Source organism: Lysinibacillus canaveralius (assembly GCF_047301505.1).
In the GTDB taxonomy this organism is placed as follows: Bacteria; Bacillota; Bacilli; order Bacillales_A; family Planococcaceae; genus Lysinibacillus_B.
The window spans coordinates 4,033,723-4,049,035 of record NZ_CP154840.1 but is presented as its reverse complement, the minus strand read 5'-3'; the positions used below and the strand labels follow the sequence as shown (position 1 = coordinate 4,049,035).

Sequence of the window (15,313 nt, the reverse complement as noted above, 5' to 3'; positions counted from 1 at the left end):
CCTCCTGTGATAATGTATAGGCATTTGGTATGTAAAGAGAATATATCGCATATGGTAGTCGCAGAGGGGGAAATTTATGCAAATTCATGTAGTACAACCCGGACAGACAATTTATGGGTTGGCTCAGGCATATCGTACAACCGTCCAAGCGATTATACAGGCGAATGAATTGCAAAACCCAGATCGGCTAGTAGTGGGGCAGGCATTAGTCATGCCGATATACGGAAGATATTATTGGGTGCAGCCAGGAGATAGCTTTTGGAGCATTGCTCAACGCTACGGTGTAGAGATCAACACGCTGGCACGATTTAATGGTTTAAATATAAATGAGCCTTTAATGGTAGGAACCCAGCTTTACATTCCACCACCAGCAAAGACTACGGCCGAAACTTTGGCTTTTTTGGAGCCTCGAGGTGATACAGTGAGCCCGGCATTGTTAGAGCAAGCAACGAAGGCTAGCCCGGTTCTGACGTATTTAAGTCTCTTCAGCCTGGAAGCAAGAAGGGACGGCAGCTTGCGTCTCCCGCCGAGTAATGGGATAACAGAGATAGCTGAGCAGACAGGTGCATCTATTATGCTGGTAATATCCAATCTTGAAGCAGGTGCTTTCAGTGCAGAGCTGGGACGGGATATTTTACAAAGCAGTGCCGTACAGGATCTTCTACTGGAAAATATCATCTCCTATGCAGAGGAATTAGGCGATGTACGTGCTGTTATGTTCGATTTTGAACATCTGCCGGGAGAACAGCGGGTAGCTTATACTCAATTTTTACAACGAGCAGTTGAGCAGATGCATGAAGTAGGTATAAGTGTTAGTGCGGCCTTGGCTCCAAAGACACGAGCAGATCAGCCGGGAGAATGGTTTGTGGCACATGATTATCGTGCAATTGGTCAAATTGTTGATTTCGTCATGATCATGACATATGAATGGGGATATTCAGCCGGCCCACCGATGGCTGTATCGCCTATTAATGAAGTAGAACGGGTACTGAACTATGCAATTACAGAAATACCGGCTGATAAGATTATGATGGGCCAAAATTTATATGGCTATGATTGGACGCTCCCGTTTGTGCCAGGGGGGGAATACGCCCGAGCAATCAGCCCCCAAGCAGCAATTCAGCTAGCTGTCCGTTATCAAACAACTATTCAATATGATACACAGGCGCAGGCACCATTCTTTACCTATCGGGATGAGGAAGGCAGGGAGCATATTGTTTGGTTTGAAGATGCAAGATCGATTCAAGCAAAGTTCGATCTCTTGAAACAGCTTGGTCTCAGAGGTATAGGATATTGGAAGCTGGGATTATCTTTCCCGCAAAATTGGCTTCTCATCGAAGAGAATTTCAATGTTGTAAAATTAGGAGGCAGCTAATCTAGCTGCCTTTCATTTGCGGATGGGCAGTATCTAGAATACTTCTTCTGAATCTTTGCAGGAGATTGATAGAATCTACTATAATTAATACAGTACAACAGTAAAGGAGGAAGAGTGTTTGAAATTACTTAAGTTTTTAGCCGTAATATTTTTGACATTCCAGCTCGTCAGCCCAGCAGCGGCCATGACAGGCAATAATGGGCAGCCGGCCCACTATCTTGCATTAGGGGATTCACTTGCTGCCGGGATGATAGAAACGGGAGGAATCGGGACAGGCTACGCAGATTTCCTTGCTCAAACATTAGGGGAAGCCGGTTTGTTAGCTTCCTACAACAAAGGTTTTGCAGTGCCGGGTTATACAACCGAGCATGTCTTGAATGAATTGAATAAAGATGTAGAAAAGCCATCGTCTGAAACAGGAGAAACTGTTTCTTTAACAGACGAAGTAAAAAAGGCAGATGTTATCACGATTAGTGTCGGAGCAAATGATGTTTTGCAAAACTTAGAGCGTGATGAGTCGGGGAATATTAGCTTGGACCCTGCTGAAGTGCAGCGGGCAATCGTAAAAATGGTCGGAAATTACACGGCTATTTTGAAGCGGATTTCACAGCTTAATCCAACTGCAGACGTATTTGTTATGGGATACTATAATCCTTTCCCACATGTAACGGAGCTTTCTGTACAATTGAATATGCTGGTAGGAGAGCTCGATAAACTGGTGAAAGGGATGGCAGAAGGGAATGGAGCGTACTTTGTAAAAGTGAACGATATCATTGCCTCCGATACGGCGGCATACCTGCCAAACCCTGAGAATATCCACCCAAGTGAAGAAGGCTACAAGGTGATAGCTGAGCAATTTGCGAAGCCGGTCCTTGAATACATTGGGCTAGTACCTCTTCCTGAAGTAAAGGTCGACTTTACGGACATTCCACAGAACAGTGAATCATATGGCTATGCAGTAAAGGCAGCAGAGTATGGACTTATGAACGGATACAAAGATGGCACATTTAAGCCGTATAATCCGTTGACACGCGTCCAAATGACATCGATTTTAACACGTGCGCTGGAACTGAAGGCAGAAAAACCAGTACAATTTACGGATTTACTCGGCTACCCAGTGAAAACGCAGGAGGAAGTTGCCGCAGCGGCTGAAGCAGGAATTGTCAAGGGGATTGGGCAGTTGTTTATGCCGGGTGACCGTATTACTCGTGCGCAAATGGCATTAATGATTCATCGTGCTTATGAAGAAGAGTCAGGAAAGACATATAAGCCGGTGAAAATAGCGCCGTTCATCGATATCAGCACATACAGCAGCGAATATCAGAACGCTATTACATTCCTATACGATAAACAAATTGCTTCTGGAGTAGGTTCAACAGGGAAGTTCAATCCAACTGGGTATTTAACACGTGCCCAGGCTGCAAAGATCATCTCGAACTTTTACGAGCAGGTGATTGCAGGAAATTAAAATAAGCGGCGAGGAGATGGGGAATCTGCCTCGTCGCTTATTTTTAATATATATAGCAGAAGGGGTGTTCTGCTGGGGATAATGTAGTTAGTATAGACGAATAACAAAATGTTTATTCATTATTCTTTCCATTTTAGTCCCTCAAAGAAGCGGTAAACTTCTTCGAACACTAAATCACGCTCTTGACCTAATGTTAGAATATGGCCAGAGTTGATAAATGTCTTCACTGATTTGATACGTGATTTCACAGAGCTGTAAATTAGATCTGCACTTTCACAATAATATTCATCGTCCTGTAGACCTCGTAGGATGTGGACGGGTGCCTGGATATTTTCAAGTTTACTACTAGTATCATTAATCATCCCTTGCAAATAGTCAAGCGATGGCATCCGAACTAAATCTGCTACACGCTCCGGGCGATCTACATTTGGATCATACGTACCGGATAGTTTTTTATAATTAATAGCATAATCAATAATACGGCTTTGTAAGCTTTCCGGGCTTTTCGCGATGGCAGGCGCTGACATTGTTACGATTGCCTTCGTTGGACGTTCAACGCCAAGCTTTAATGAGAAAATACCGCCAAGAGATACACCGGCAACAGCAATTTCTTCATATCCAAGATTGCGTAAGACATCATAGCCTTCAATTACGCTGTTCCACCATTCAATCGGGTTTGTTTGAATTAATGTCTTCGGATCACTGCCATGTCCTTTATAAAGAGGCGCATGCACAGTGTAATTACGATCTGCTAAATATTTTCCTAAACGTTTTACATCATTTGTGTTTCCGGTAAAGCCGTGTAACAGAAGAACAGCGCGTTTGCCAGCTTCAATTGTAAAAGGCTTTGGTGGAATGATTTTCATTTTTTAACAAACTCCTTTTAAATATGTGATAATGTATGTTCATTTGATGTAAGAAAATTTGACAATCAATCGAAAATTTAAAAAAACTAGTTGTAATTCATTTAAAAATTTGTTATGAATTCGTTTCACTATAGCTATTATAGTGCTATAAATACATAAGTACAATTTATTATTTCTATTATTTCGATATCTTTTAGTTATGAATTAAAAGGAGACATTTTCTCATGGAAATTCAGCAATTACAGTACTTTAAAACTGTCGCACATCTACAGCATATGACCCGTGCAGCAGAAAAACTCAGCATCTCGCAGCCTGCACTCAGCAAGTCAATTGGCAATATCGAACAAGAGCTTGGCGTACCGCTTTTTGACAGGCAAGGACGCTCGATCTATTTGAATCGCTATGGCATTTTATTTCTAGAAAGTGTCGATATTATATTAGCTGAATACGACAAAATTATGCAGGAATTTGGGGATATCACCACTCCAGGACATGGAGAGGTAGCGTTCGGCTTTATTCATACACTTGGTATGGAAGTTGTTCCTGAACTCATGGCTACAGTGCCGCAAAAATACCCTCATATGCAGTTTTCCTTAACACAGGCTACATCCCTTAATCTACTAAAGCGCCTGGAAGAAGGGGCAATCGATCTTTGCCTATCGCAGGACATCGAGTCAAAACTCATCGATATCGAGTGGGTGGACCTTTGGAGTGAAGAATTATTTGTTATTGTCCCTTTAAATCATCATCTGGCAAGTAAAGATACTATTGAGCTCCAGGAGATAAAAGATGAGTCGTTTATTTCAATAAAGCGCGGGAATTCTTTACGTCAAATTGTTGATCAATTTTTGAAAGAGGCAGGTGTCACGGCAAAAACTACTTTTTCGGGAGAAGAGATGCATACAATAGCGGGATTCGTTGGAGCAGGTCTTGGCGTATCCCTTATCCCCCATATTAAGGGGCTTGAACATTTTAATGTAAAGAAAATTTCAGTGAGCTCACCTGCATGCCGGCGGAAAATTGGCGTAGCTTGGGCGAAGGGCCGTTATTTATCGCCGGCTGCAAATGAATTTAAACAGTATTTAATTGATTATTTTAGAGGAGAGTCATAATGGACCAACAATCATTATTTGAACTCATAGGGGAAGAGCTGCACAGCACGGCTGTACAGGCCATAGAGGGAAATGCAGAGGCAATGTTCACTATTGCTATGCGATTAAAAGAGAAAGAACGAGAAAGTGAAGCCGTTAGGTGGCTTCAGGAAGCATCGAAGCAGGAATATGCTCCGGCACAATATGAATTGGCGAATTGCTATTACGCAGGTGACGGAACAGATATTGATGAGAAACGTGCATTCGAGCTGTATGAGCAGGCGGCAAAAAAGGGCCATGCAGATGCAGCAAATAACCTTGCTGATATGTATTTAAATGGTGAATCTGTGGAGGTAGATGAAGCAAGAGCGCTAGAATGGTTTATCTACGCAGCAGAAAAGGGGATAGTGGAGGCAATGTTTACATTGGGCATCATGTATGAACAGGGACTAGGAACCACGCCAGATGAAAAACAGGCCTATGTGTATTATGAACAGGCAGCAATTGGCGGCTATGATGATGCACAATATCGTCTAGGAAGTATTTATTTAGAAGGTCTTCTAGGAAAAAAACAAGATAATGAAAGGGCGCTGGAGTGGTTTGAACGCGCAGCAGCGCAATTTCATATAGATGCTATCTATAATCTGGGCTATCTATATGAAAAGGGAATTGCAGTAGCGCAGAACGGACAAAAGGCTATCACCTATTATAAGCAGGCAGCCCTCCTTGGCGATTATCAGGCAAAGATGAATCTCGCAGATTTATTTGAAGCAGGAGAATGTGTGCCGAGAGACGAAGAAGAATCGAGAAAGTGGCTTCTTGCTGCCGATGCCCAGCTTGAAGAGGCAGCGCAGGAATGGTGAACGCTGAGAGAGAATAGCATTTCTTCATTATGTGAATAATAGAGAAGCGATTATAAAGAAGCAGCAGAATGTTTACAACTATCATCAAACAGGCTAATAGTGTTGTAGTAGAAGATGAATAAGGAGGTTTTATCATGCTATTATTTGCGGTACCTACTGTAACAAAAGAAACGGCTTCATATAATGAAGAACACATTCAGACTCTGCGGGGAATTTTAGCAGAACAGCAAGAGGATCTAACAGAGCTAAGTACTATCGTCGGTTATTTGAAAGGGTTTAAAGAAGCGGGCATCGATCGGGCGGAGAAAGGAAAGTATGCCGGTAAGCTTGAGCGGATGGAGGAAAAGCAAAAGATACGATTTGATAAAATGGATGAAATGATTTATGAAAATCGGAGAGAAATAAAAAAAGAAAAAACACATGATCAGACTGTGCTGACATGGGGTAAAGAAGTACGAAAGCTGGAGGCAGGACTGCGGACGTTACGTTTATTTACATGGGATGTCGTAAAAATGCTAGCGCCTGATAGTACGATACTGAATCGTGCCGATGATCGAATCGGTTATTTAGAAAAACGTTCTGCTTCGTTGGAAGTCGAGATGAAAACTATGATAGAAAAGCTTTCAACTTTGTAACGAAATGTACACTCCTTTGAAATGAGAGGAGTGTACAATTTTTTTGAGGAAAACAGTAGGTTGTTTTCTTATTTTGAATAAAAGTGAATCTAAAGTAATATTGATGAGTTGTTTTATAGTGGTATTATCGACTCACTCAGTTATATTTGTTTATGACTACAGAATAATATAAGACTATTTCCTTAATTTTACACACGGGTGTGAATTTGTCTTGAATTAAGGGAGAAACATAGTAATCTAGTGTAAGTATGTAAATTTATTGAAAGTGGTGTATTGTATGTTCTTTAAAAAGACATCACATCTAGAGCGTATCAACCTAGATTCTATGCAGGTGAAAATTCAAATAGATAATCAGCCAAAGATAAAAAAACAGCTGGCTATGCTCATGCTGACAGAGACAGATCTAAAATACCTTCAGGCGTTTCAGCCGTATATAGAAAAGAATATAGATGAAATTGTAGATAGTTTTTATCGATCTTTGCAGATAGAGCCGCATTTACTTAAAATCATTGATAATCATAGTACAATTGAACGCTTGAAAGTTACGTTGAAAGGGCATATTTATGAAATGTTTGGCGGCATCATTGACGCGCCATTCCTTCACAAGCGAGAGCGCATTGCGAAGGTGCATGTGCATATTGGCTTGCCTACCCAATGGTATATCGCGGCATTTCAAAATTTGAATATATCATTCATGCAGTATGTTAAGATGAACATTTCTCATATAGAAGACCAATTCAGCACGTTAGCAGCTATTTCAAAAATTTTAAACTTGGAGCAACAGCTGGTGTTGGAAGCATTTGAAGCTTATGTAGAGGAGACGAGGCGGGCGGATGAGGAGCAGAAGCAGGATATAGGGCGAGCAATTATTGAATCATCGGAAAATCTAGCTTATATTTCTGAACAAACAAATGCTGCTTATCAACAACTCATTGCACAAATGGATGAGCTTACATCTCATGCAAAGCGTGCAGGTGAGATTTCAAATGGCACAGAACAACAGGCACTTGACGGCCAAAGCCAAATGCAAGCACAATCTCTTAATATGGAGAATATTACTTCCTCGGTAACGGAGATTACTCGTGATATTGACCGTTTGACGGAAATGACGAAGCAAATGGAAAGTGTGATGTCGATTGTGACAAATATTGCTACCCAAACGAACTTATTGGCGCTTAACGCTTCTATTGAAGCAGCACGTGCAGGGGATGCAGGAAAAGGCTTTGCGGTAGTAGCCAATGAAGTAAGAAAACTAGCTGAGCAGACGAAATCATCAACTGATACGGTGGGAGAATTGTTGCACGATACAAATGAGCGTACAGTTAAGTTAGAAGCTTCGCTCAATCATATACAGGAAGCTGTGCAATTTGGTGGAGAAGGAATGCTTCAGACAGAGCGGAAATTTTCTCAGATTCTGCGATCAATGCGTGAGACAAAAATGCAGAACGGCTTGATAGGGCAAGAAATTGAACTCTTGGGGCAGGGAATTGATAAATTGTCTGTCTCATTTGAAAAAGTGGCACATTCAGCAGACGAATTAGCATGTATTTCCCATGAACTAAGTAAATAATAGGCAGCCGAGGAGGGGTGTGGATCTCCATCTATCAAGGCTGTTATGAAAAGCATCCTATATTTTGGAAGGATACTTCAGCCTGTTGACAAAGGCTCTCATCCAGCGTTGCTTGCCTCGCTCGTCCGCGCATGAACTTAGGTTCTATTCGCGTCTTCACTTGTCGGCGCGCCTTGTCTGGCAAGCGTTTTCAAGACAGGCTGAGTAAACCGTTATTTTATAAAGTTACCTAAAAAACGTAAAGACAAAGTCAAAAAACGACGTTGTCTTCACTCTGAAGTATCCTATCTTTTGGAAGGATACTTTTTTCTTTAATTTGTAATAGAACATTCACGTATTCATCCTGAAAAAAGTTTATACTAGAGGCAGGTTATTTCGAACATATAGGAGAGGTATATATGAAAACAGTTGTAGTCGTAGGCGGTGGGATTACAGGTCTTTGTACGATGCACTATGTAAAACGCCAAATGCAGGAAAAAGGCATCGAGGCGGAATTGATTTTAATTGAACGCAATGAATATCTGGGCGGTAAGATTCATTCAGCATATGAAGGCGGCTTTATCATGGAGACAGGGGCAGATTCCATTGTCGCACGTCATCCTGGGGTGCTTGAGCTGGTTAAGGAGCTTGATTTTGAATCAGAGCTTGTTTATAACGAGACAGGGATTTCCTATATCCATACAAATAACGAATTGCATGCAATACCAGCAGGGTCTACATTTGGTATTCCGATGAGCATTGATTCGCTGCAGGCTAGTACACTTATTTCAGAAGAAGGAAAGAAGCGGGCCCTGAAAGATTTAGAAATGCCGAATACAGGATTTACGAAAGAAAGCTCGATTGGGGAATTTCTTGAATATTTCCTAGGGGAGGAAATTGTAAGGAAACAGATTGCCCCTGTACTTGCAGGTGTTTATTCCGGAGATCTTTACCAGCTTTCTCTCGCTTCTACTCTACCGTATCTTGTTGATTATAAAAATGAATACGACAGTATTATCAAAGGGTTCGAAGCAAACCGTGAACAATTTGAGAAGGCTGCCAATAAAAAATTCATTTCCTTCCGGAACGGGCTTTCAGCATTGATTGATCAGCTGGAAGCAAATCTGCCGGAAGTGAACTTCATGAAGAATACAGAGATTCACAGTGTGATGAAAGAAGATGGCTGCTATAAAATAGATATTGGGCATGAAACAGTGCTCGCTGATGTCGTTGTGCTCGCTGTACCTAATACAACGGTGCAGAAAGTACTGGCAGATGAACAGCTAAAAGTAAATCTAAAGCGTTTCACTACAGCTTCGGCTATCACGTTGTATCTTGGCTTCGATGTGCCAGACAGCGTATTACCAGCAGATGGTACGGGCTTTATTGTTTCTCACAATAGTGACTTAGTATGTGATGCCTCTACATGGACGAGCCGAAAATGGAAGCATACATCGCATGATGGAAACCTGCTTGTGCGTCTATTCTATAAAAATGTAAATCCCCGCTATGAGGAACTTGCGGCTATGACGGATCAAGAATTGCTGGAAGTAGCGCGAAATGATGTAAAGGTAAGTCTAGGAATTGATGATGAACCGACAGTCGTAAATGTCGCGAAATGGATTGACCAAATGCCACGGTATGACCTTGCACATAATGAAGCATTGTCTGTATTGTTGAAAGACCTGGAGGAGAACTACCCGAACTTGCTGCTTGCTGGCTGTTCCTATTTTGGTGTAGGGATTGGAGCATGTATCCAAAACGGTAAGAAAACAGCAGAGCGCATCCTAGCTGCTTTGCAATAATAGAGAGCTCGGAAGGATAATGAATCCTTCCTTGAGCTTTTTTGAAAAACTCAGTTATGGTAGAAAAATAGCCCTATATCCAGAAAACCAATAAATTGGCCATGAAAACGTTTACTATTGTAAAACGTCTTGACGTCTCTTTCAGATAACGTTATGATTCTTTTAATTGTTGACAAAATTCAATATATTTCTTATCGAGAGAAGCTGAGGGACTGGCCCGATGAAGCTTCAGCAACCAGCTCTAAAGTCAGGTGCTAAATCCAGCCGGCAGATGCCGAAAGATGAGAAGGGACTACGATTCTTAGCCTTCTTGTTAAAAGAGGGCTTTTTCTTTTAGATAGAAATGACTGAAAAGTTTTGCAATTCGGTTAAAGAAAAGAGGGATACAAATGGGCTTGCTTGAAGCTTTAGAAACGCGGGTATTAACAGCTGACGGTGCAATAGGCACGCTGCTTTATTCTTACGGGCTGGATTACTGTCACGAGGAGATGAATGTGACAAAGCCTGAAATAGTGCAAAAAATCCATGAGCAATATATTACTGCAGGAGCAGATATCATTCAAACGAATACATACGGAGCAAATTCGATAAAATTGGCTCGGTACGGCTACGAAGATCGCGTAAAGGAGTTTAACGAAGCAGCTGTTGGATTAGCGAAAACAGCTGCAGGGGATAACGTATTCGTTTTAGGAACGATTGGAGGCATACGGGGAATTCGTAAAAGCGATGCAACGCTTGAAGAGATTACTTCAGCTATTCGCGAACAGGCACGTGTGCTAATTGACGGAGAGGTGGACGGTCTTTTACTAGAAACCTTCTATGATTTTGAGGAAATACAGGCAGTTGTCAAAGCTGTTCGTGCAATGACAAATAAGCCGATTATCGCACAAGTATCTATGCATGAGCCAGGCATTTTACAGGGAGGTATTTCATTCCGTACAGCCCTTCTTGAACTTGAGGCTTTAGGAGCGGATATTGTGGGCAGTAACTGCCGTCTTGGCCCATTTCATACAATTCAGGCGTTTGAAAAAGTGGAGCTTCCGAAGCATGCTTACTTATCGGCCTATCCAAATGCTTCTCTTCTAGATGTAGAAGATGGGCGCGTGGTATACGAATCCGAAGCTGACTATTTTGCACGCGCTGCTGAGGAGCTGGTCAAGCAGGGGGTCCGTCTAATCGGTGGTTGCTGCGGAACGACACCGAAGCATATTGAAGCAGCAAAAAAGCGGTTATCAAAGCTTACACCGCTAAAGGAAAAAGAGACGATGCCGGCAACGACTGAATTCGTCCGTGTGCCGGAGCCGCCTAAATATGAACCGCTGCATCTAAAGGCGAAACGCGAACGCTCGGTGATTGTGGAACTAGACACACCTCGCCACTTAGAGATTGGTGGGTTTGTAAAAGGAGCCAAGGAATTATATGAAAATGGAGCGGATGTCATCATGATGGCAGATAATTCTCTAGCGTCTCCAAGGATTAGTAACATCGCAATGGCATCTATCCTCATACAGGAAGGAGTGCGCTCCCTGCCGCATATCACATGTCGGGATAGAAACTTGATTGGTCTTCAATCACATTTAATGGGGCTGGACGCTTTAGAACTGCATGACATTTTAGTTGTAACCGGGGATCCGACGAAAGTAGGGGATTTCCCAGGAGCAACAAGTGTATACGACGTTTCTTCTATGGAGTTAATGTCGCTCATTAAACAATTGAATGAAGGTATTTCGTTTTCCGGTAAACCGCTTCGCAAACAGGCTAACTTCTCGGTGGCAGGAGCATTTAATCCGAATGTCAGGGTAGTGGACCGTGCTGTCGCACGCTTAGAGAAAAAATTAGAGCATGGCTGCGATTATTTCATCTCTCAGCCTGTTTACTCAAAGGAAAAAATAATCGAAATTTATGAAGCGACAAAGAATTTAGAAGCACCGATCTACATTGGTATTATGCCGCTGACATCATTCAGAAGTGCGGAGTTCTTACATCATGAAGTACCGGGAATCAAGTTATCAGAAGAAGTGCTGGCTCGAATGAAAGCGTGCGGAGAAGACAAGGAGAAGGCAGCCGCAGAAGGTGTCGCGATTGCGAAGGAACTGCTCGATACAGCATGTGAATACTTCAATGGTATTTATCTGATTACACCATTTTTGCGATACGATATGACCTTGCAGCTGATGGATTACGTAAAAGAACTCGATGCACAGTATAAAGGAGTACAGACAAATGCTTAACCATCCCATTTATGAACAACTTGAAAAGCGAATATTAATCATCGACGGTGCAATGGGCACAATGCTGCAAAACGAACAATTGACACCGGAGGACTTTGGTGGGGAAGAGCTCGATGGCTGTAATGAAAATTTAGTACTCACACGCCCTGATGTTATTAAGAAGGTACACCAGGCCTATTTAGAGGCAGGGGCAGACATCATCTGTACAAATACATTTGGCGGAACACCGATTGTATTAAATGAATACGCGCTTGGCCATAAAGCTGAGGAAATCAATGTACGTGCTGTAGAATTGGCGAAAGTAGCAGCTGAGGAGTTTTCAACTCCAGAATGGCCGCGTTTTGTAGCGGGGGCGATGGGGCCCACAACAAAAACGCTTTCTGTAACAGGGGGCATTACATTTGAGGAACTTGAAGAAAACTTCTACCTGCAGGCGCATGCTCTTGTTAAAGCGGGGGCAGATCTTATCCTATTAGAGACGAGCCAGGATATGCTGAATGTAAAAGCTGCGACAGTTGGTATCAAGCGAGCGTTTGATGAGTTAAGTGTAGAGCTTCCTGTCATGATTTCCGGAACAATTGAACCTATGGGTACGACGCTTGCTGGACAGACAATCGAGGCGTTCTACATTTCCATTGAACATATCAATCCGTTGTCAGTAGGCTTGAACTGTGCGACAGGTCCGGAGTTCATGACAGACCATATCCGTTCATTGTCAGAGCTTGCGACAAGCTATGTCAGCTGCTACCCAAATGCAGGGCTTCCGGATGAAGAAGGATGCTACCACGAAACCCCGGATTCACTTTCGAAAAAATTGCGGGGCTTTGCAGAAAAAGGATGGCTGAATATTGTGGGGGGCTGCTGCGGAACAACACCTGCCCATATCGCCGCTATCCGCGAGGCAGTGGAGGACTACATACCTCGTAAACGTCCAGAGCAGACACATGGTCATGCTGTATCAGGTATTGAACCGCTGCAGTATGACGATTCTATGCGTCCGCTCTTTATTGGAGAACGGACAAATGTAATCGGTTCTCGTAAATTTAAGCAGCTGATTATCGACGGTAAGTTTGAAGAGGCTGCTGAAATAGCTCGTGCACAAGTAAAGAACGGTGCCCATGTTGTTGATATTTGCCTAGCAAACCCAGACCGTGATGAAGTAGAGGATATGCGCCAGTTTATGCCTGAAGTGGTGAAGAAGGTAAAGGTGCCTATTGTCATTGACTCGACGGACGAAAAGGTGATGGAGGAAGCACTGAAATTCTGTCAGGGAAAAGCAATTATCAATTCTATTAACCTAGAGGACGGAGAAGAACGGTTCGACGCTGTTATGCCGCTTGTGAAAAAATACGGGGCAGCAGTTGTGGTGGGGACGATCGATGAAACGGGAATGGCCGTATCCCGTGAACGCAAGCTTGAGGTGGCAGAGCGCTCCTATCAACTATTAACGGAAAAATGGGGGCTGGCTCCGGAAGATATTATTTTTGATCCGCTTATGTTCCCGGTAGGTACAGGGGATGAGCAGTATATCGGTGCAGCAGAAGAAACGATTGAAGGCATACGCCTGATTAAGGAGAAACTGCCACGGACATTGACGGTACTTGGTGTAAGTAATATTTCATTCGGTTTGCCGCCGGTTGGCCGTGAAGTACTGAATGCAGTTTATTTATACCACTGTACACAGGCAGGGCTTGATTACGCAATCGTTAATACGGAAAAGCTGGAGCGTTATGCATCTATTCCAGAAGAAGAAATTAAGCTGGCGAATGATCTCATTTTCCGCACGAATGATCAGACACTGGCGGATTTTACAGAATTCTATCGTGATAAAAAGAAGGAAAAAACAGCAGTATCTTTACCTGAAACAGTAGAGGGGCGTTTGGCTTACTACATACTGGAAGGAACGAAGGAAGGCTTGATCGATGATTTAAATCAAGCATTGGAAATGTTTGATGCCCCGCTTGATATTATTAATGGACCGTTAATGGAAGGCATGGCTGAAGTAGGGCGCCTGTTCAATGATAATCAATTAATCGTTGCAGAAGTACTGCAATCCGCAGGTGTCATGAAGGCGGCGGTAGGGCATCTTGAACAGTTCATGGAAAAATCCGAGAACTCAGCGAGCAAGGGCAAAATGGTGCTGGCCACTGTCAAAGGAGACGTGCATGATATCGGGAAAAATCTAGTCGATATTATCCTGTCGAACAATGGCTTTAAGGTAGTGGATTTAGGCATTAAAGTAACACCGGCAGAATTGATTGAGGCCATCAGAAAGGAAAAGCCTGATTTTGTAGGATTGTCCGGTCTGCTTGTTAAATCTGCTCAGCAGATGGTCCTGACTGCCCAAGACTTTAAGGAAGCAGACATTAATGTTCCGATCATGGTAGGAGGAGCCGCTCTTTCACGCCGCTTTACAGAAACAAAAATTGCGCCAAATTATGAGGGTCCTGTCATTTACTCGAAAGATGCGATGGAAGGATTAGAGATGGCAAACCGTCTTGTGAATCCAACAGAGCGCGGGAAGCTTGAAGAGGAATTAAGGGCTTCCATTGAAAAACGATTAGAGGCAGACAGTAAACGTACGCAGCGCCCGGTTGCTGAGATGCCGAAACCGGTCCGCACTGTAGCGGATGCATCTGTCTTTGAACCCAAAGATCTTATACGCCATGTGAAGCGGGACTATGCGGTCTCACATTTATATCCGTATGTGAATATGCGTACATTAATCGGCCACCATTTAGGTTTTAAGGCCAATGTAGAAAAGGCTATTGCCGAGGGTGATGAGCGCGCTGTACAGCTAAAAGAGCTTGTTGATGGCTACTTGAACGATACGACATTAAAGCCGTCGGGTATGTATCAATTCTTCAAGGCGCAGGCTGAGGGAGATGATGTAGTAGTCTATGCGGAAGATGGTGTCACAGAAATCGAGCGTTTCACTTTCCCTCGTCAGGCAAAAACGCCTCATCTATGCCTTGCGGATTTCCTGAAAACAAAGGAATCCGGTGAGATGGATTATATTGCGCTGATGGTTGTAACAGCTGGGCACGGTGTATCTGAGAAGTCACGTATGTTAAAGGAAGAAGGGAAATTTCTCGAAAGTCATGCTCTGCAAGCGACCGCACTAGAGCTTGCTGAAGGATTTGCAGAGCGTATTCATCAGGAAATACGCGACCAATGGGGTTTCCCGGATGATGTTGATTTTACGATGCGCGACCGCTTTGCAGCAAAATACCAAGGACAGCGCTTTAGCTTTGGCTATCCAGCTTGTCCAAACCTCGAAGATCAAGAAAAACTGTTCAAGCTGTTGAAACCAGAGGATATAGATGTTCACTTGACGGAAGGGTTTATGATGGAGCCGGAAGCAAGTGTATCGGCAATTGTTTTTGCCCATCCTGATGCAAGATACTTTAATGTATAATAAGTTCACTGC

Annotated in this window: 10 protein-coding genes and 1 riboswitch; of the genes, 9 read left to right on the top strand and 1 reads right to left on the bottom strand. The window is 43.0% G+C overall.

What is annotated here, in order from left to right; translation table 11 throughout:
• Positions 1 to 76: 76 nt before the first annotated feature.
• Both AA0Y26_RS20410 and AA0Y26_RS20405 read left to right on the top strand, forming a co-directional pair.
• The gene (locus AA0Y26_RS20410) at positions 77 to 1,375 is read left to right on the top strand and encodes a LysM peptidoglycan-binding domain-containing protein (protein ID WP_413363849.1); all 1,299 of its coding nucleotides are present in this window, start codon (positions 77 to 79) and stop codon (positions 1,373 to 1,375) included.
• A 118-nt stretch (positions 1,376 to 1,493) separates the two neighbouring features.
• Entirely contained in the window at positions 1,494 to 2,843 is a 1,350-nt protein-coding gene (locus AA0Y26_RS20405; protein WP_413363848.1) for an S-layer homology domain-containing protein, read from the top strand.
• 119 nt (positions 2,844 to 2,962) lie between these two features.
• Here the strand turns inward: AA0Y26_RS20405 and AA0Y26_RS20400 are convergent, their stop codons facing one another.
• A complete protein-coding gene (locus AA0Y26_RS20400; protein WP_413363847.1) occupies positions 2,963 to 3,709 on the bottom strand; it encodes an alpha/beta hydrolase in 747 nt (248 codons plus the stop codon).
• A gap of 224 nt (positions 3,710 to 3,933) precedes the next feature.
• Between AA0Y26_RS20400 and AA0Y26_RS20395 the strand changes: the two genes are divergently transcribed.
• The 7 genes from AA0Y26_RS20395 (at position 3,934) to metH (ending at position 15,301) form a co-directional block, all read left to right on the top strand.
• Complete coding sequence (locus AA0Y26_RS20395) at positions 3,934 to 4,821, top strand: LysR family transcriptional regulator (protein WP_413363846.1); 888 nt, start codon at positions 3,934 to 3,936, stop codon at positions 4,819 to 4,821.
• Positions 4,821 to 5,663 carry a tetratricopeptide repeat protein gene (locus AA0Y26_RS20390; RefSeq protein WP_413363845.1) on the top strand — a complete coding sequence of 281 codons (843 nt, stop codon included), beginning with the start codon at positions 4,821 to 4,823 and terminating at the stop codon, positions 5,661 to 5,663. The genes AA0Y26_RS20395 and AA0Y26_RS20390 overlap by 1 nt, the downstream gene beginning before the upstream one ends.
• A gap of 134 nt (positions 5,664 to 5,797) precedes the next feature.
• A complete protein-coding gene (locus AA0Y26_RS20385) occupies positions 5,798 to 6,298 on the top strand; it encodes a chemotaxis protein (protein ID WP_413363844.1) in 501 nt (166 codons plus the stop codon).
• A gap of 277 nt (positions 6,299 to 6,575) precedes the next feature.
• Positions 6,576 to 7,868 carry a protoglobin domain-containing protein gene (locus tag AA0Y26_RS20380; RefSeq protein ID WP_413363843.1) on the top strand — a complete coding sequence of 431 codons (1,293 nt, stop codon included), beginning with the start codon at positions 6,576 to 6,578 and terminating at the stop codon, positions 7,866 to 7,868.
• 398 nt (positions 7,869 to 8,266) lie between these two features.
• A complete protein-coding gene (gene hemG / locus AA0Y26_RS20375; protein WP_413363842.1) occupies positions 8,267 to 9,652 on the top strand; it encodes a protoporphyrinogen oxidase in 1,386 nt (461 codons plus the stop codon).
• A gap of 188 nt (positions 9,653 to 9,840) precedes the next feature.
• A riboswitch (SAM riboswitch) is annotated at positions 9,841 to 9,940 on the top strand.
• 101 nt (positions 9,941 to 10,041) lie between these two features.
• Positions 10,042 to 11,883 carry a bifunctional homocysteine S-methyltransferase/methylenetetrahydrofolate reductase gene (locus AA0Y26_RS20370; protein ID WP_413363841.1) on the top strand — a complete coding sequence of 614 codons (1,842 nt, stop codon included), beginning with the start codon at positions 10,042 to 10,044 and terminating at the stop codon, positions 11,881 to 11,883.
• Entirely contained in the window at positions 11,876 to 15,301 is a 3,426-nt protein-coding gene (metH, locus tag AA0Y26_RS20365; protein ID WP_413363840.1) for a methionine synthase, read from the top strand. The genes AA0Y26_RS20370 and metH overlap by 8 nt, the downstream gene beginning before the upstream one ends.
• Positions 15,302 to 15,313 lie beyond the last annotated feature (12 nt).